This is a genomic window from Campylobacter sp. DY7, assembly GCF_057802535.1.
The window spans coordinates 66,877-83,466 of sequence record NZ_JBYJAU010000007.1; the positions used below are offsets into that span (position 1 = coordinate 66,877).

Genomic DNA, 16,590 nt, shown 5'->3' on the forward strand with positions numbered 1-16,590 from the left:
AGCAAGAGCTTATGAGATTAAATGAGAATTTAGAGCAAGTTGTAGCCCAAAAGACTAATTCGCTAAGGATTTTAAATGAAAATTTAGAGAAAAAAATAGAAGATGCTATAAGTCAAAATAACGCTCAGCAAAAAATTATTTTTCAACAAAATCGCCAAGTAATTTTGGGTCAAATGCTAGAAAATATAGCTCATCAATGGAGACAGCCTTTAAATGAATTATCTTTAGCGATTTATTTATTACATAATGAGAAAAAAGATAAACATTATAAATTGTGTCAAAAATTAATTCAAAATATGAGCCAAACCATTAATGATTTTAGAAATTTTATCAACCCAAATACACCATTACAAAGCTGTAATCTTCCTAAAATTATTAAGCAAAGTTTATATATAAGCAATCAAGCGCTTAAAAAAGCTAATATAAAATTATTTTTTAATATTGATAAAAATGCTTATAAAACTCCTATTCAATGCAATTTTAATGAATTAGTGCAGGTCTTAGTAAATATTATTAATAATGCAAAAGATGCCTTGCTTGAAACTAATATTAATAAAGAACTTAGATTTGAAGTGCTTGTAAAAGATAAGGAACAAATTTTAAGGATAATTGATAACGCAGGTGGAATAAAAAGTAATATAATTGAGCATATATTTGACCCATATTTTACAACAAAGCATAAAAAACAAGGAGTTGGCTTGGGTCTATATATTTGTAAGCAAATTTTAAATAAAATTAACGCTGAAATTTTTTGCTCTAGTGAAAATGGGCGAACTTGTTTTGAGATAATTTTTAAAGGAGATTAATGCTAAGTGTTTTAATAGTTGAAGATGAAAAGAATATAGCACTTTTAATGAAAGATATACTTTCTTCTATATTTTCAGAGATTTATTATGCAAATGATGGTGTAAGTGGTTTAAATAAATTTAAAAAATTAAGACCTGATATGGTAATTTGCGATGTTTTAATGCCTTTAAAAGATGGACTTAGTCTTGCAAAAAGCATTAAGGATTTAAGTCCGAATACTCCTATAATCATAATATCAGCACATAGTGATAAAGAAAAATTACTTAAAGCAATTGATATTAATGTTAATAAATATTTGATTAAACCAATTATTCCTGAAGAATTAATCGCAAGCGTAAAAAGCCTAATAAAAAATCTAAACAAAACAGCTAGTTTAGGCGAATACACAATAGATTATGTAAAATCTAGCTTTAAAACAAAAGATTACGAAGTAGAGCTTACAAGAAAAGAATTAGCTTTATTAAAAGCACTTAGTGAGCCTATCGGCAAGGTTGTTAGTCTTGAAGAGATTAAAGAAATTTGCTGGGGTAAAAGCGATGTAAAAGATGGTTCGGTAAGAACTTTCATAAAGCGTTTTAGAGATAAATTAGGGGTAAATATAATAAAAAATATAACTTCAACAGGATATAAAATAGTTCTATAAAATAGAACTATTATATTTGTTTCCTGCTTTTATATAAATAATATTTGAATTATGAATGTTTGTATTTAAAGCTTCTTCATTAGGCGTTGCTTTTCCTATTAGTAATGATTTTACCGAATCATAATTTAATAAAGTTTTGCAAAGCTCACCAGGATTATCTGTCTTCTTAATCACAATGTAATCTTTAAAAGTGCTAAATTGCAAACATTGTTCTGATTTTATAAAAAACCATTTGTTTTTATCAAGTCCAACTTTAGTCATTAGAGCAATATCAATAAATTCATTGTTTGTAGAATAGTAAGCATCTATATCGTTGATTAAGGTTGCTAGATTTCTTATAGATTTTGACATTTCTGCTTCACTTTTTGAGCTATTTACTTTTAAAAATATTAATACTAATAAAGCTATAAATACTATACAAACTACTATTATTTCTATTGCTAAAGCTTTCTTATTCACTTGTAATTCCTATTTGAAATTCCTAAGATTCCAGCGTTTGGTAGTTTAAAGCTTCTATCTTTAGCATAAATTCTTTCATTATTAATTAAATCGTATTTCCAAATAGGCGCATTTTGTTTAAAGTCTTCAACAAATTCAGCAAAAATACTTAAGCCATTTTTTCTATGAGAGCTTGCAATTCCTGCAAAATAAGAGCATTCACCTACTAAAACATCACCTTTAGTGTGAGCAAAAAATAATTTTACATTTAAGTCTTTTGTCTTTTCGCACCAAGAATCAAACCATTTTTTAAGTAATGGTTCATATATATCAAAACTAAGACCACTAATATCACCTTCAGCTCTAATTATCCCACTAAAGCTTAAGAAAGCTCCGTAATTTAATTCTTTACATATCCCACAAAATTCATTATATAAAGCTCTTTCATCAAGTGCTTTTGTATGTATTTGAAAATTATTCATATTTAACCCCCGCATACAGGTGGTAGTATGCTTATGATATCTCCATTTTTTAACTCATATTCTAAATTATCAATGAAACCATCATTAACAGCTATTGCGCTAATTTCTAACCATTCTTTTAAATCTTCGTGTTTTAATAATTCTTCTTTTAGTTCGTAAATATTCTTTACATCTAATTCCAAACTATCTTTATTGATAGGTCCTAAAAAATTAATTTTTACCATTTTCATACACCTTTTCTAATAAAATATTTTCAGGAACAGGTCTGCTAAAATAATAACCTTGATATTCATCGCAACCTAAATGCTTTAAGAAATTTAATATTTCAATATTTTCAACGCCTTCAGCAACTGAACGCTTATTTAAGTATTTGATGATATTTACAATAAATTCAACTAATTTTCTATTTCTTTCGTTTGTGTCAATGTTTTGTATAAAACACTTATCAATTTTTACAACATCAAAATCCAAATCTTGATCGTTTAAGTAAGATAAAGAGCTATATCCTTTACCAAAATCATCCATAGATAAGCCTACATTAAGCTTTTTAATTTTATCTATGATAGCTTTACTTGTTGCATTTTCTATTGAAAAGCTTTCTGTGATTTCAAACTCAATTAATCTAGGCGGTATTCCTTGAATGTTTTTTTCAATTGTATGAACTATACCTTCGCTTAATAGTTGTTTTGTGCTTAAGTTTATACTTAATTTTAATTCAAGTCCTTTTGCTAGCCATCTTCTTTGAGCATCACAAGCCATTTTTATAATTTCATTACCTAATGTTATGATTAGATTGCTTTTTTCACAAATATTAATAAATTGATCCGGATATATTAAAGTATCGCCTTTTTGCCATCTAACAAGAGCTTCAGCTCCTATTATTTTGCCAGTTTTACAATCAACTTTTGGTTGATAATGTAATAAAAATTCTTTATTAATTATGCCGTTTCTTATATCTCTTTGAAGAGTTAGATTTTCTTCGTTTTGCTCTCCTATTTCTTTAGTATATACGAAAACACAAGTATCACCACTAGCTTTATCATTTTCTATTGCTAAATCTGCATTTCCTATACATTCATGCAAGTCTTCGCTATCTTTTGGATATAAACTACAACCTATTCTTGCGTTTATTTTAAATGGTTCATATTCTATCAAATCATCATTTGACATGATTTTAATACTTCTTGCAGTTAGTTTTTGATGATAATTTTTAGCTATTGCATAATAATCTTCATTTTTATTAACTTCTACTATTAATAAAAATTCATCAGCCGAAATTCTTGCTAAGCATTCAAATTTATTTTTATTTTGAGTGAATTTGTATTTATCATATTTTATATAATCTAAACTTTCTAAATGTTCATTATCTCCTATTGCTAAGCCTTTTAAATTAGCATAAAGTCTGTAAGCAACTATTTTAAGTATTTCATCTCCAAAATGTCTTCCATACATAGAGTTATAAACTCTAAATTTATCAATATTAAAGAATAAAAATAATAGTAATTTATCATCTTTTTTAGCGTATTGTTTAAGGCTTTCATTAACGCTTATCATATTCATAAGCCCTGTTACACCATCTACATAAGCTTGTTTTTTGATATTTGTATCTTTTGTTTGAATTTGTCTAATAAATCTAAGTAATGCGTAGCTTAAAGTTCTAAATTCTTTGAATGCAAAATCATTATTAAGTTTTTTATCTTTATTAAAGTTAGAAATTTGTTTATTTAACGCAACATCAAAATGCTTAGCTGCTAGCTCTATTTGTGATTTTACTTCTCTTTTTTTTCTAACTAGAAAAATCCATAAGGCAATAAAACCTATGCAAATAGAAAAGCATAAAAACATTCCTTGCATCAAGAACGATTTAAATCTTTTATTTTTAGCTTCTTCTAAATTAGCTTTTAATACATCTTCTTTGATTGTAAATTCTAAAGCTAGCCACCAGTTTTTATCATAACAAGTAAAAGCTTTGCTTTCATATACGCAATACCACTTTTCATTACCTAAGAAATTAAAGCTATCATCTAATTTTCTTACTTTAAAGTTTGAAATTTGAGCATTATGAAGATTTTTTATATTATTTAAGGCAACTATTGTTTGGCTTTCACTATATTTTTTATCATCTATACTTATTTTTAATATTTGGTTATTATCTAATTCCATATATCTTGCATAATAAATATAATTTGGATCAATTCCATTTGAGATTTCAATTTTTATAGGATATGAAGTATTAGCGTGTAAAAATTTTAAAGCTTCTTGTTTGTTTTCGCTTGAATTTATATAAGTAACAACAAAATTATATGCACTATCAATAATCTCTTTTGTGCTATCAAAAATATAGTTATATTCAGCATCTAAATATTTTTTAATATTTTTTATTTCTTCTTTTATGTATTTATTAGATGATAGATTGATTTGTTCGCTATAATCTTTTTCTAAATTGCTGATTTCTTCGTTATAATTCGCTTTAATTACGAAGATTCCTATTATAAAAATAAGTATAAAAAATACTATGGAATAAAGAGTTAAGCTCTTAATTGATTCTTCTAAAATTGACTTTCTTTCTTTCATAAAATACCTGATATATTGTAAAATTAAATATGATATTATAGCAAAATTATTAATATTAAAAGGATTTTTTGATGATTTATAATGAAAATACAATAAACACTCCAGCCTATGTTTGCTATGAAAATAAGCTTAAAAATAACCTTGAGATTTTTAAAAGAATTCAAGAAGAAACTGGTGTAAAAGTATTATTAGCTTTAAAAGGCTTTGCATTTAGTGCTGCTATGCCTTTAGTTAAAGAATACTTGCAAGGTTGCACTTGCAGTGGATTGTGGGAGAGTTTGTTTGCTAAAGAATATGTTGGCAAAGAAGTGCATACTTATGCTCCTGCATTTAATGAAGAAGATTTAAAAGAAATTATAAAAATAAGCAATCATCTAGTGGTTAATTCACTAAATGAATACAAAAAGGTTAAAAAATTGCAAAATGAAATTCCTGTTTCAAATTCTTTAGGAATTCGTTGTAATTTAGAGTTTTCTCTAGCTCCAAGAGAGATTTATAATCCTTGCGGAAAATATTCAAGATTAGGAATTAAAGCAAAAGATTTATTAGAAAGTGATATTGTGGTTGATGGCTTACATTTTCACGCACTTTGTGAAGAAAGTTTTGAGAGTTTAGAAAGTGTTTTCGCAGTTTTTGAAGAAAAATTCTTAAAGCCATATCTAGTAAAACACCCTTTAAAATGGATTAATTTTGGAGGCGGTCATCATATTACTAAAGAAGGCTATAAGATTGATGAATTAATTAAGTTTTTAAAAGAAATTAAATCTAAATATAAGCTTGAAATATATCTTGAGCCAGGCGAAGCTGTTGGCTGGCAAACGGGTGAATTAGTAGCTAGTGTTTTAGATATTATTGAAAATGAGAAAAAAATTGCTATTTTAGATATTTGTGCAGAAGCTCATATGCCAGATACTATCATTATGCCTTATACAAGTGAAGTAAAGAATGCAAAAATCTTAGCAAGTCGTGATGAACTAGCAGATGTTAAAAGCACTAAAACTAGCTATGTTCTAACTGGAAATTCTTGTCTTGCAGGCGATATTATGGGAGAATATGAGTTTAATCAAGAATTAAAAATAGGAGATAGGGTAGTATTTTGCGATCAAATCCATTACACGATAGTAAAAAATACGACTTTTAATGGGGTAAAACTACCTAGTTTAATCTATGTTGATGAAAAAGGTAACATTAAAAATCAAAAAGATTTTAATTTTAATGATTATTCAAGGAGAAATTAAAATTATTTTGATATAAATTAAAAAAATATTTTATTTTAGGAAGATATTATGAGAAAGTTTTTTTTACCAGCATTTTTATTTGCCTGTCTTAGTGCTAGTGATTTAACAACAACAGGAAGGGTTGAAAATATCACTAGCTACAAATTAGGGCATTTATGGACGCTTTTAGCTTCAACTTATATTGCACCTTTAGCACTTATTGTATTAATTGCGGTTTTAAGTGCTTTTGCTCTTCATTATATGGTAATAGGACCAAAGACATTTAGTCATGAAGGCAAGAAAATTTATGCCTTTTCATTGTTTGAGCGCGGTTTTCACTTTATTGCTGCACTTGCTTGGATAATTCTAATTCCAACGGGTTTAATTATAATGAATGGTCATTTTTTTGGTGGTGGTGTGTTTGTTAGGCTTTGCAAAAATCTTCATGGAATTGCTACGATTTTATTTTTTATTTCAATTATTCCTATGTTTTTTTGCTGGATAAAAAGAATGCTACCTGCAAGCTATGATATAAGATGGCTTATGATAGTTGGTGGATATTTAAGCAAGGTTAAAAGACCTGTTCCAGCGGGTAAATTTAACTTCGGTCAAAAAATGTGGTATTACATTGCAGTATTTGGCGGTGCTATTATGATAATCACTGGTGCTTTTATGTTCTTTTTGGATTTTCAAAGCGAATTTTTACAAAGCACATTTGGCTTAAGTCATATTAATATTTTAAGACTTAGTGCGATAGTTCATAATATTTTAGGAATTGTTTGTGCTGCTATGTTTTTTGTTCATTTATACATGGCTGTTTTTGCTATCAAAGGCTCAATTCATGCAATGATTACAGGCTATAAGGAAGAAGAAGAAGTTTATATCCTACACTCATATTGGTATAAAGAGCTTACTAAAAAAGGCGAAATAAGCCCAAGTTATAGCTATGAAAAATAAAACACCTAAAATTAAATTTTGGCTTGAAGATAACGGCGAAATTTTTGGAAAAGGAAATTATGAAATATTAAAAGCCATAGAAAAATATGGCTCAATAAACGAAAGCTCTAAGCAACTTCACATGAGTTATAAAAAAGCTTGGAGCAAGAAAAATAGCACAGAAAAATTCTTAGAAGGCGATATATTTATTAGCAAAAAAGGTGCTAGTAAAGATAGCGGAACAATTCTTAGTGCTAAAGCAAAAGAATTTATGCAAAAATATGAACTTTTAGAAAAAGAGTTAGAAGAATTTGTAGAAAAAAGATTTGATGAATTATTTAGAAAGGAATAAAATGAAATTAGATTTTAGCGGCAAGGCTTGTCCGATACCTGTAATTGAAACAAAAAAAGCTTTATTAAACTTAGATTTAAATGAAACATTAGAAATAATCGTAGATAACGAAGCAGCGAAAGAAAATATCACAAGATTGTTAAAGAATTTGAATCAGGAATTTGAAAATGACGGCTTTACTTTTAAACTTCAAAAAAGCAAGATAAATGAAACAAAAAGCGAAAGCAAAAAGCAAGAAGGAATATTCTTAAAATCTCAAAAAGTAGGCGATGGAGAATTAGGTGCAATGCTATTAGTTGGTTTTTTAACCGCTGTTAAAGAAAGAAATATTCAAAAAGTAGTACTCATAAACGATGCGATTTTTATAGCTTGTGATGAAAACCATCCTGCTTTTAATGCTTTAAAAACTTTAGCAGATGATGGAGTAGAAATTTTATGCTGTGCGAATTGCTTGAATTATTTCTCACAAAGTCCAAAAATCGGCAGAAGTTCAAACGCAGTTGAGATAATTGATACATTATTTGATACAAATATGGTAACTCTATGAAACTAACAAGCCTTAGTATGCACGCAGGTTGAGGGGCTAAACTAAGTCAGGCTGACTTACACAATGCTTTAGGCTCAATTAAACCTAGCGAGTTTGTTTTAAGCTCAACTACTAGCAATGAAGATGCTTGTGTTATTGATTATCCTAAGATTATTAAGCAAGAAAGCGATTTTGCCTTAGTTCAAACGCTTGATTTTATTGCACCTATCGTAGATAACGCTTATGATTATGCTGTAATTGCTGCAGCGAATTCGCTAAGCGATGTTTTTGCAATGGGAGCAAAGCTTATGAGCGCTTTAAATATTGTAGCTTTTAGTGATTGCTTGCCTAAGGCTATGCTAAGCGAAATGATAGCAGGGCTTAACGATACTATAAATAAGGCTGGTGGATTTTGTGCTGGTGGGCATACGATTAGCTCAAAGGAAGTTTTTTTAGGTCTTAGTGCAACTGGCTATGTAAAAAAAGATGAGTTTTTAAGCAATAATACTGCTAAAATAAACGATGTTTTAATTGCTACAAAACCACTTGGAACAAGCCTTAATGCAATGGCTATTAAGGCTAGTCTTGCTAATGATTTTAGCGAATGTATAAATGGTATGAAGAGTTTAAATAATAAAGCTTTAGAAGTTTTAAAAGATATTAAAATCAATGCTTGCACTGATATTACAGGCTTTGGTTTATTAGGACATTTGAGCGAAATGCTAAACGATGCAATTAGCATTGAAGTTGAAAGCTCGGCGATAAGGTATTATAAAAATACTTTAGAATTCGCTGCTTTAGGATTGTTTGGGGCTGCTAGTTATTCAAATAAATCTAGTTTAAAAGGTATTGTAAAATCATTTTTAGAAGATGATTTGTTGTTATATTCGCCTGAGACAAGTGGTGGGCTAATTTTCAGCATTAGCCAAACTGATAGCCAAAAAGCACTGGATTTACTAAATAACACAGGTATAAATGCCTATGCTTTTGCAAATATTACGCAAAGACAAAACGAAAAAATCATAATCTATTAAGGAATTTAAAATAGGAATTAGATGATTGATAGTGTGATTTATTATTTCAAATGGACTTTATATTATTTGCATGAATATAGATTTACTATAATGTTAGTAATGTTTTTTAGTTTTTTACTTTTTATGTATTCTTTATAAAAAAACTTGAAATTTTTATAGGCGATAAAAATAAAAAACTTAAAGAATTAGAAAAAACAAATAAAGAATATCAAGAAAGTTTAGAATATTACGAATCAATAACGCAAAAATATAAAGATAAAATCAAAGCTTACGAACAAGATATTCAAACCCTAGTGCAAGAAAAACCAAAGCCAAATCTACAAGCAAATTACGAAAAGGGCAAAATATACGAATATAAAATAAAGTTATATTATGAGAGTTTAGGCTATAGAGTATTTCCGAATGGATATATTAATGGTAAGCGTGATGGCGGAGCGGATTTGATTGCTTATAAAGGTAGTGAAGTAAGACTGATTCAAACGAAATGCTATAAAAATCCCCTAAGACAGCATTTATTAAGATTATTTGTAGGAGATTGCACTTTACATATTAAGAAAAATATGAAATTTTTAAAAAATAAAGATATTTACAAAGATTTTATTACAAGTTGCGAAGATATTGATTGTGGAGTAAGTGAATTTTTAAAAGAAAATCCCGAAGAGATAAATTATCAAATCAAAAGATTTGCTAACGAATAAATAAATCATATTTATTTAACCTAATACCTAAAAGAGTTTAATCTACAAGATATTTTTAAAATTCCTATTTCAAATTCTTTTTAATTTTGTGGAATTTAAAATCGGAATTACAAGCTAATTTCATATCTTATTTTTATAATTTTAAGCTTTTATTAAGAATTGGGGGGGGGTATTATTCTTCTTTTAAATTATTATTAGGAGATTTTATGAAAAAATTAGCTTTTTCATTAATTTGTGCAAATGTTTTTGCGAGTAATTTTGTTGGCTTGGATATTTATGGAAGCAGGGTTGCTGAAGAAAATGGAGTTAGCTTAGAAGATAGCTTTGTTGGTAGAGCAGATTTATATGTAAATAAATTTTATATAAATGAAGAAAATCATTTTGTATATGATATTAGATTTACTCATGCCGAAATTGATAGTGATTTTATAAATTCATATAATGTTAAAGGCAAAATCAAAGATAGTTTTAATAGCTTTTCAGCTCTTGGTGGTTATGGAATGTTGGTTAGCAATGATGTATCTTTATCATTTTTAGGTGGCTTAGGTTATGCTAGTAGAAGTTTTAAAACTAAGTTTTACAATATTAGTTTAAATGATATTAATGTTAGTGCTAATTCAATGTTTTTAAAGACAGGTGTTGCTGTTAGAAAACAATTTGAGAATAATTTTACAATAAGTGGTGGTGTGTATTTAAAATATTATTTTGACACTATAAAAGAAAAAGATTTGAATGCAGAATTTGATATTTCTTTAGGCTACACATTTACAAATAATATTTACGCAGGAGTAAAATTTGCTTATGTTAATGATATTAGCAAAGGCGGTAGTGCAGGAATTGGATTAAGCTATAAATTCTAGGATTTACTCAAGCCTTTAAAGGTTTGAGTAAAAATATTTTAATAATCAATTAGTTCTACATAAACTTGTTCTTTATCATCGGTGTAATAAGTTTTATATTCTATTGTAGTTTCGCTTTCTCCACCATTTATAACTATACCTTTTATCTTGCCATTTGTTATTTTACTGCTTAATTCGTTTGGCATAGTTGGATAAACAAATTTCAAATTAGCATTACAATATCTTGCTCTATCATCTTCGTTTTTTAGTGTTACAAAGCTAGAAAAATCCATCTTAACATTAGTGCTTACATATTTTATTATTTGATTTAATAAATCAATCACAGGCTTATAAGCATTTGCTGCGTAGCTTTCGGCAAAATTACCATTATATGAATAATCATAATCTTTAAACTCTTGCACTTTAATTATCGTATCTTCTACTTCATCTTGAAATGCTTTAATAACGCCGTATTTAAATATTACTTCAGGAGCATTTTTTCTTATAAGCTCTTCTAGGGCTTCAAGCACTAATTCATCATTGCATTTTGGTGTATTATCAAAAAAAGAAAAATTAAAAGCACTTAAATATGTGCTTAAAAATAAACTAATTATTATTTTTTTCATTGTTGCTCCTATTATCTTCAAATATTTTTGCAATTGCTTGAGAGATATTTTCATTATTTGGGTTGTTGTCTAATATAAATAATTTTAAAAACTCAACGCCAAAGTGCGATGGGAAAATAAAATAACAATCATTGTGATAATTATCCTTAGGAAAATGATTTGTTCTTATTCCTATTGATAATTCACCCTTATTTGTCTGTGCTTCGCCGACTACTACTTCAAAATATTTATCTTTATAAATTAGCTTGAAAGGATAGTTTTTACTATCAATAAAAGGCTTTTTAATTTCGTTGTTTAAATTATTCATTGATTTATCCTTATTTTAAATATTTTTTATTATCAATTTCTTCGTATTCATCATACTCATCTTCATCATAGTATTCTTCATCATCTTCATCATACTCTTCTTCAACCATATTATTAGGATCATAAATAAATACTCTATATTCAATAATGTTGTACATAATAGTTAGCAAGATTGTTGATTTTATAAGACTATCTTTACTATAATCCCTACATCTTTTATGGTATTCATAAGTAGTTTCATCATCAGACCTTCTAGGTTTACAAAAGAATGAATGTATATAGAATAAGGTAACTATACCTAATATTATTTTAGTAATAAATGATACTGTAATTCGAAATATACCATTATTGGTTCTAATTGAGCATAATAGGTTGTAAAATAGACTTAGCATTAATACTAATAAACAAGATATTATAGGAAAGATTCCTATTTTATTATCCAAATGCAATAATGCTAATAACATTAAAATAAATATTATTATGTAATTTAATAAACTACACATAGCATCACAATAATCTCTATATACTGTAATATTAGTTTTATGAAATAATTTACAAATTACAGTTACTAATGTTGTTATTAATGCTGCTACTAAACATCCAAATATAAATTCAGGTAAATATTCAAATGCTATTGAATTTTTAGGTTCATTATGATTATAATTAGGCACTTCTTGAGTAGTTTTATAATCATCGTTGTAATTATTAGCAGGTGTTATATAGGGCATTTGCGTAGTAGCTATATTGTCATTATTTAGTTTAATATTCTTATCAATAACACTTGCTAATTCTAACCCTGATTCATTATTGAATAATTCATAATTATATTGCGAATTTTTAGGTATTAGTTTTATAATTTTAACATTACTATTAATAGTAATATCTTGCAAATTACTATTTAAATTAAAATCGCTTATATTGTCACAAGTGACTGCTAAAGTATCTTTAGGATAACTATTGATGCAACTTAAAAGTTCAGATTGCAATTGATTATTCATTGGTATTCCTTTATTGAAATTTAAAAATGAAAGAATGTTCTCTCTCGTTAAAATACAAAGTGTCTTAATTTGTATTTCTTGCCTTTACTAAGTCTATGATATTATTAACCTTTTCTAGGTTTTTGTTTTTTAAAAATACACCTATGCTAAATAAATCTATAAACCAAAATGCAAAAACTAATAAATAAAATATAAAAGTAATTTGTGGATCAAATCCAATTAAAAGCGTTGCACTATAACTTACTTGATAAATTATAAGAATTAATAATTTTATAATACCTATTTTAAAATGCCCTACCTTAAATCTTGAAACTCCAAATGTTCCTAATAAGAAATTATGCAACCAAAAACATACATTAGGACTATCAAGTTTGTCTTTTTCAAGCATTTTAGCAACTTCGTTAAGTTCGGTTTCGCTTAAATTTTCTAATCTTTTTAATAACTCTTCATTACTCATAATTGGTTTTGAGTAATTTTGATTTGCTGTAAGAGCTTTTTTAAATCCACCTATTTTTTTAGGCAACTTGTCTTGAATTGAAGAGAATAAAATCGTCGCATTCATTTTTAATCCTTTTAAAATAAAATAAAAACGAGATAATACCCCCCCCCCATTCTTAATTTATGCTTAAAACTATTTAAAATGCTTAAAAAATTGTGGAATTTGAAATAGGAATTTGAATTTTCCTATTTCGTAAGATTTATATGAATTTTACTTTTTCGTTAAACGAAAATCTCATTTTTTTATGTTTTGGTTGTCCGTTTGCTCTATAACCAAAAGTTAAAACCAAAGCACAAAACTCATCTTTTGGTAAAAATTCTTCATTAATCGGTGCTTCGTCGTATCCACCGATAATGCAAGAATCAACGCCTAAAGTATGAGCGCAATTTACCATATTTGTAGCTGCTATATAGCATTGTAATGCTCCATATTCATGAGCGTTTCTAGTTTCTAAACGCTTTAAATATGGCGAATATAATTCATAAACTTTATCAAAATCTTCTCTTCTTCTTAATGCTTTTTGAACCACCTGTCCTTGTGGATTAAAATCATTTTTTGCAGCTAAAATCACAGCAAAAGAGCAGGTTTCAAATTGTCTTTTAGAATTGCAAAATTGCTTTAATTTTTCAATTTTTTCTGGGCTTTGCAATGCATAAAAAGTCCAAGGCTCAAGCCCTAATGAGCTAGGGCTTAGCACTCCAGCTTCTAAAATAGTATGAACTTTTGCTTGAGAAACTTTTTCATTATTAAATTCTTTGCAAGCAAAACGAGTTTTAAGTAAGTGTAAATAATCCATTATTCCTCCTTTATAGTTTTGTTTTGAGCTTTTATACTTTCTTTGTTATCTTCAATTAATAGCCTATTTTTTTCTATTAATTTCATAGCATCGTTTATTTTTTCATCTAGTGCTGTGATTTTTTGTTTTAATAATAATATTCTTGAATTAAAGTGCTGGATAATTAAAAATACAATTAATAAAAATATCGCTAGAACTACTAGTAAATATAAACTTCCCATTTTAATCCTTTATATCAATGTAAAAAATTGTTTGAATATCTTTATTTTCAATGCTTATAACATTAAAATTATCTAAAATCATATTAGATAATTCTTTAATATTAGTAATATTATTTTGTGCTAATAGCCTTAAAACCCTGCCGCGATAGACTTTTGAGCTATGAGATAACTGCTTATTGTTTTTCATAAAAATAAAAGTAGCGTGTGGAATTTGAATTCGGTAATAATCTTTGTAAATATCAGCTCTAAGGTCTATTACAAATTCTTTTATCTTTTCATCTAAAGCACTTGTTGTATCTTTTAGATATTCTTTAGCTTGATTTATTTTATTTAATTTTACGCCTTGCTTTAGTTTATAAAATGGTATTTCATCACTTGCTAAAATAGGTCCAAATAGATTAGAAAAAATGATTAAATTATTGTTAATATAATTTTTTGCATCTTTAGATAAGTTTTCATAATCTAATTCTTTATAGCTAACACCTTGATATAAATTAATAGCTTTATGAAGTGTTTTTGAAAAGTTATTTAGTATTGATTTTGTATCTTTAACTCCAAAAATCTCTTCTAAATTATCAAAATTATTAATATATTTTTCAATAATTTCTTTTCTAAAGCTAGATTTTATAAAAAAATTATTCATATTTAAATGAAGAAAAAATTCTTTTATTTCTTCTATTTTACAATGGTTTTCGCTTTTTAATTTTTCTTCGCTTGGTGAAAATAAAATATACATTTTTATCCTTTTTTTAAAAAAATTATAACTTACTCTTGACAAATGAAAATTTTTTACATATAATGCTGTCTTTCAATTTTAGTTCAATTGCTGGTTTAGCTCAGTTGGTAGAGCAGCTGCCTTGTAAGCAGCAGGTCGGGGGTTCAAGTCCCTTAACCAGCTCCATTTTATTTTTAGCAGTGTTTGACCAGAACAAAAAAGGTTTTTATTAAGGTGAGTTACTCAAGTGGCCAACGAGGGCAGACTGTAAATCTGCTGGCTTTGCCTTCCGTGGTTCGAATCCACGACTCACCACCACTATGATGCGGGAATAGCTCAGTTGGCTAGAGCATCAGCCTTCCAAGCTGAGGGTCGCGAGTTCGAGTCTCGTTTCCCGCTCCAACTTTTTTGTAAAAACTGGGAGCTGTATTTTTATCGCTTCGCAAGTTTTTCCAAAATAAGTTTTTATGATGTTTTTAGTTTTTGTTGTCTAAAATTATAATTTTTCTGAGCGCTCGTATGGCTCAGAGGTAGAGCACTCCCTTGGTAAGGGAGAGGTCGTGGGTTCAAGTCCCACTATGAGCTCCATTTATTCAAAAAGGTAATAATTTTAGATTAGTAATTAATTTTATTAATACGGAGGAAGTATTATGGCAAAAGAAAAATTCTCACGTAATAAACCACACGTGAATATCGGAACTATCGGTCACGTTGACCATGGTAAAACTACTTTAACTGCTGCTATTTCAGCTGTTTTATCAAGAAAAGGTCTTGCAGAGCTTAAAGATTATGATGGTATTGATAATGCTCCAGAAGAAAAAGAAAGAGGTATCACAATTGCTACTTCTCACATTGAGTATGAGACAGAAAATCGTCACTACGCTCACGTAGACTGCCCAGGTCACGCAGACTATGTTAAAAATATGATTACAGGTGCTGCACAAATGGACGGCGCTATTCTTGTTGTTTCAGCAGCAGATGGTCCAATGCCACAAACTAGAGAGCACATTCTATTATCACGCCAAGTTGGTGTTCCATATATCGTAGTATTTATGAATAAAGCTGATATGGTTGATGATGCTGAATTATTAGAACTAGTTGAAATGGAAATTAGAGAATTATTAAGTTCATATGATTTCCCAGGTGATGATACTCCAATCGTTGCAGGTTCTGCATTACAAGCTTTAGAAGAAGCAAAAGCTGGTAAAGATGGCGAATGGTCAGATAAAATATTAGAATTAATGGCACAAGTTGATGCATATATTCCAACTCCAGTTCGTGATACAGATAAAGATTTCTTAATGCCAATTGAAGACGTATTCTCAATTTCAGGTCGTGGTACAGTTGTAACAGGACGTATTGAAAAAGGTGTTGTTAAAGTTGGTGATACTATTGAAATTGTTGGTATTAGAGATACACAAACAACAACTGTAACTGGTGTTGAAATGTTTAGAAAAGAAATGGAGCAAGGTGAAGCTGGTGATAACGTAGGTGTGTTATTACGTGGAACTAAAAAAGAAGATGTAATTCGTGGTATGGTTCTTGCTAAGCCAAAAACTATCACTCCACATACAGATTTTGAAGCAGAAGTTTATATTCTAACTAAAGAAGAAGGCGGTAGACATACTCCATTCTTTAATAACTATAGACCACAATTCTATGTAAGAACAACAGATGTTACTGGTTCAATTCAATTAGCAGAAGGCACAGAAATGGTTATGCCTGGTGATAACGTAAGAATTACAGTATCACTAATTCAACCAGTAGCACTTGAAGAAGGTACTCGTTTTGCTATCCGTGAAGGTGGTAGAACAGTTGGTTCAGGTGTTGTATCAAAAATTATTAAGTAATTTGATGAGTAGGTTTTAAACCTACTCTATAAA

The 16,590-nt window shown here is 28.2% G+C and carries 20 protein-coding genes, 4 tRNA genes and 1 pseudogene; 14 read left to right on the plus strand and 11 right to left on the minus strand.

The window, feature by feature from the left end:
• Window positions 1-11 precede the first annotated feature (11 nt).
• Complete coding sequence (locus tag AC1B00_RS06055; protein WP_488848785.1) at window positions 12-806, plus strand: sensor histidine kinase; 795 nt, start codon at window positions 12-14, stop codon at window positions 804-806.
• Window positions 806-1,450, plus strand: a complete 645-nt coding sequence (locus tag AC1B00_RS06060) for a response regulator transcription factor (protein WP_239817732.1) — start codon at window positions 806-808, stop codon at window positions 1,448-1,450. Before AC1B00_RS06055 ends, AC1B00_RS06060 begins: the two co-directional genes overlap by 1 nt.
• Here AC1B00_RS06060 and AC1B00_RS06065 read toward each other — a convergent pair.
• Genes AC1B00_RS06065 through AC1B00_RS06080 form a run of 4 tightly spaced genes read right to left on the minus strand, consistent with a single transcriptional unit; the run spans window position 1,445 to window position 4,944 of the window.
• On the minus strand, window positions 1,445-1,909 hold the full coding sequence (locus AC1B00_RS06065; protein WP_488848787.1) for a type II secretion system protein: 465 nt from the start codon (window positions 1,907-1,909) through the stop codon (window positions 1,445-1,447). The two genes, AC1B00_RS06060 and AC1B00_RS06065, sit on opposite strands and share 6 nt — an antisense overlap.
• Window positions 1,906-2,370, minus strand: a complete 465-nt coding sequence (locus AC1B00_RS06070) for a molybdopterin synthase catalytic subunit (RefSeq protein ID WP_488848789.1) — start codon at window positions 2,368-2,370, stop codon at window positions 1,906-1,908. The genes AC1B00_RS06065 and AC1B00_RS06070 overlap by 4 nt, the downstream gene beginning before the upstream one ends.
• A 2-nt stretch (window positions 2,371-2,372) precedes the next feature.
• Entirely contained in the window at window positions 2,373-2,594 is a 222-nt protein-coding gene (locus AC1B00_RS06075; protein ID WP_488848790.1) for a MoaD/ThiS family protein, read from the minus strand.
• The gene (locus AC1B00_RS06080; RefSeq protein ID WP_488848792.1) at window positions 2,581-4,944 is read right to left on the minus strand and encodes a putative bifunctional diguanylate cyclase/phosphodiesterase; all 2,364 of its coding nucleotides are present in this window, start codon (window positions 4,942-4,944) and stop codon (window positions 2,581-2,583) included. Before AC1B00_RS06080 ends, AC1B00_RS06075 begins: the two co-directional genes overlap by 14 nt.
• A gap of 74 nt (window positions 4,945-5,018) precedes the next feature.
• Here AC1B00_RS06080 and nspC point away from each other — a divergent pair, with 74 nt between their 5' ends.
• The 7 genes and pseudogenes from nspC to AC1B00_RS06115 all read left to right on the plus strand — a co-directional run bounded on the left by nspC (window position 5,019) and on the right by AC1B00_RS06115 (window position 10,567).
• Window positions 5,019-6,182, plus strand: a complete 1,164-nt coding sequence (gene nspC / locus AC1B00_RS06085; RefSeq protein WP_488848841.1) for a carboxynorspermidine decarboxylase — start codon at window positions 5,019-5,021, stop codon at window positions 6,180-6,182.
• A gap of 48 nt (window positions 6,183-6,230) precedes the next feature.
• Window positions 6,231-7,118: a formate dehydrogenase subunit gamma gene (locus tag AC1B00_RS06090; protein WP_336611659.1), complete on the plus strand. Its 888-nt coding sequence runs from the start codon at window positions 6,231-6,233 to the stop codon at window positions 7,116-7,118.
• A complete protein-coding gene (locus AC1B00_RS06095) occupies window positions 7,108-7,449 on the plus strand; it encodes a winged helix-turn-helix domain-containing protein (protein ID WP_239817739.1) in 342 nt (113 codons plus the stop codon). The genes AC1B00_RS06090 and AC1B00_RS06095 overlap by 11 nt, the downstream gene beginning before the upstream one ends.
• Window position 7,450: 1 nt before the next feature.
• A complete protein-coding gene (gene yedF / locus AC1B00_RS06100; protein ID WP_488848794.1) occupies window positions 7,451-7,996 on the plus strand; it encodes a sulfurtransferase-like selenium metabolism protein YedF in 546 nt (181 codons plus the stop codon).
• A 44-nt stretch (window positions 7,997-8,040) separates the two neighbouring features.
• Window positions 8,041-9,009: pseudogene (gene selD / locus AC1B00_RS06105) on the plus strand (selenide, water dikinase SelD); the annotation flags it as partial.
• A gap of 293 nt (window positions 9,010-9,302) precedes the next feature.
• Window positions 9,303-9,707: a restriction endonuclease gene (locus AC1B00_RS06110; RefSeq protein ID WP_488848796.1), complete on the plus strand. Its 405-nt coding sequence runs from the start codon at window positions 9,303-9,305 to the stop codon at window positions 9,705-9,707.
• A gap of 206 nt (window positions 9,708-9,913) precedes the next feature.
• Window positions 9,914-10,567, plus strand: a complete 654-nt coding sequence (locus tag AC1B00_RS06115; protein WP_488848797.1) for a hypothetical protein — start codon at window positions 9,914-9,916, stop codon at window positions 10,565-10,567.
• 38 nt (window positions 10,568-10,605) lie between these two features.
• Here the strand turns inward: AC1B00_RS06115 and AC1B00_RS06120 are convergent, their stop codons facing one another.
• The 7 genes from AC1B00_RS06120 to yaaA all read right to left on the minus strand — a co-directional run bounded on the left by AC1B00_RS06120 (window position 10,606) and on the right by yaaA (window position 14,728).
• Entirely contained in the window at window positions 10,606-11,172 is a 567-nt protein-coding gene (locus AC1B00_RS06120; protein ID WP_488848799.1) for a hypothetical protein, read from the minus strand.
• Window positions 11,153-11,479: a hypothetical protein gene (locus AC1B00_RS06125; RefSeq protein ID WP_488848801.1), complete on the minus strand. Its 327-nt coding sequence runs from the start codon at window positions 11,477-11,479 to the stop codon at window positions 11,153-11,155. The genes AC1B00_RS06120 and AC1B00_RS06125 overlap by 20 nt, the downstream gene beginning before the upstream one ends.
• A gap of 10 nt (window positions 11,480-11,489) precedes the next feature.
• Window positions 11,490-12,476: a hypothetical protein gene (locus AC1B00_RS06130; RefSeq protein ID WP_488848803.1), complete on the minus strand. Its 987-nt coding sequence runs from the start codon at window positions 12,474-12,476 to the stop codon at window positions 11,490-11,492.
• A gap of 64 nt (window positions 12,477-12,540) precedes the next feature.
• Window positions 12,541-13,038 carry a hypothetical protein gene (locus AC1B00_RS06135; protein ID WP_488848805.1) on the minus strand — a complete coding sequence of 166 codons (498 nt, stop codon included), beginning with the start codon at window positions 13,036-13,038 and terminating at the stop codon, window positions 12,541-12,543.
• 136 nt (window positions 13,039-13,174) lie between these two features.
• A complete protein-coding gene (locus AC1B00_RS06140; protein WP_488848807.1) occupies window positions 13,175-13,771 on the minus strand; it encodes a nitroreductase family protein in 597 nt (198 codons plus the stop codon).
• Window positions 13,771-13,992 carry a hypothetical protein gene (locus AC1B00_RS06145; protein WP_239817747.1) on the minus strand — a complete coding sequence of 74 codons (222 nt, stop codon included), beginning with the start codon at window positions 13,990-13,992 and terminating at the stop codon, window positions 13,771-13,773. The genes AC1B00_RS06140 and AC1B00_RS06145 overlap by 1 nt, the downstream gene beginning before the upstream one ends.
• A gap of 1 nt (window position 13,993) precedes the next feature.
• Window positions 13,994-14,728, minus strand: coding sequence for a peroxide stress protein YaaA (gene yaaA, locus AC1B00_RS06150; RefSeq protein ID WP_488848810.1), 735 nt, complete (start codon window positions 14,726-14,728; stop codon window positions 13,994-13,996).
• 89 nt (window positions 14,729-14,817) lie between these two features.
• Between yaaA and AC1B00_RS06155 the strand changes: the two genes are divergently transcribed.
• From AC1B00_RS06155 to tuf, 5 genes are all read left to right on the plus strand, one after another.
• Window positions 14,818-14,893: transfer RNA gene (locus tag AC1B00_RS06155), tRNA-Thr, on the plus strand.
• A 47-nt stretch (window positions 14,894-14,940) separates the two neighbouring features.
• Window positions 14,941-15,025: transfer RNA gene (locus AC1B00_RS06160), tRNA-Tyr, on the plus strand.
• A gap of 7 nt (window positions 15,026-15,032) precedes the next feature.
• Window positions 15,033-15,109 (plus strand) — tRNA-Gly (locus tag AC1B00_RS06165).
• A gap of 111 nt (window positions 15,110-15,220) precedes the next feature.
• A tRNA-Thr gene (locus tag AC1B00_RS06170) sits at window positions 15,221-15,295 on the plus strand.
• A gap of 62 nt (window positions 15,296-15,357) precedes the next feature.
• Complete coding sequence (gene tuf / locus AC1B00_RS06175; protein ID WP_488848812.1) at window positions 15,358-16,557, plus strand: elongation factor Tu; 1,200 nt, start codon at window positions 15,358-15,360, stop codon at window positions 16,555-16,557.
• Window positions 16,558-16,590 lie beyond the last annotated feature (33 nt).

Coding starts and splice junctions, on each gene's coding strand:
- AC1B00_RS06055 (WP_488848785.1), top strand. CDS start 12: ATGAGATTAAATGAGAATTTAGAGCAAGTTGTAGCCCAAAAGACTAAT.
- AC1B00_RS06060 (WP_239817732.1), top strand. CDS start 806: ATGCTAAGTGTTTTAATAGTTGAAGATGAAAAGAATATAGCACTTTTA.
- AC1B00_RS06070 (WP_488848789.1), bottom strand. CDS start 2,370: ATGAATAATTTTCAAATACATACAAAAGCACTTGATGAAAGAGCTTTA.
- AC1B00_RS06075 (WP_488848790.1), bottom strand. CDS start 2,594: ATGGTAAAAATTAATTTTTTAGGACCTATCAATAAAGATAGTTTGGAA.
- AC1B00_RS06080 (WP_488848792.1), bottom strand. CDS start 4,944: ATGAAAGAAAGAAAGTCAATTTTAGAAGAATCAATTAAGAGCTTAACT.
- AC1B00_RS06090 (WP_336611659.1), top strand. CDS start 6,231: ATGAGAAAGTTTTTTTTACCAGCATTTTTATTTGCCTGTCTTAGTGCT.
- AC1B00_RS06095 (WP_239817739.1), top strand. CDS start 7,108: ATGAAAAATAAAACACCTAAAATTAAATTTTGGCTTGAAGATAACGGC.
- yedF (WP_488848794.1), top strand. CDS start 7,451: ATGAAATTAGATTTTAGCGGCAAGGCTTGTCCGATACCTGTAATTGAA.
- AC1B00_RS06115 (WP_488848797.1), top strand. CDS start 9,914: ATGAAAAAATTAGCTTTTTCATTAATTTGTGCAAATGTTTTTGCGAGT.
- AC1B00_RS06120 (WP_488848799.1), bottom strand. CDS start 11,172: ATGAAAAAAATAATAATTAGTTTATTTTTAAGCACATATTTAAGTGCT.
- AC1B00_RS06125 (WP_488848801.1), bottom strand. CDS start 11,479: ATGAATAATTTAAACAACGAAATTAAAAAGCCTTTTATTGATAGTAAA.
- AC1B00_RS06130 (WP_488848803.1), bottom strand. CDS start 12,476: ATGAATAATCAATTGCAATCTGAACTTTTAAGTTGCATCAATAGTTAT.
- AC1B00_RS06135 (WP_488848805.1), bottom strand. CDS start 13,038: ATGAATGCGACGATTTTATTCTCTTCAATTCAAGACAAGTTGCCTAAA.
- AC1B00_RS06140 (WP_488848807.1), bottom strand. CDS start 13,771: ATGGATTATTTACACTTACTTAAAACTCGTTTTGCTTGCAAAGAATTT.
- AC1B00_RS06145 (WP_239817747.1), bottom strand. CDS start 13,992: ATGGGAAGTTTATATTTACTAGTAGTTCTAGCGATATTTTTATTAATT.
- yaaA (WP_488848810.1), bottom strand. CDS start 14,728: ATGTATATTTTATTTTCACCAAGCGAAGAAAAATTAAAAAGCGAAAAC.
- tuf (WP_488848812.1), top strand. CDS start 15,358: ATGGCAAAAGAAAAATTCTCACGTAATAAACCACACGTGAATATCGGA.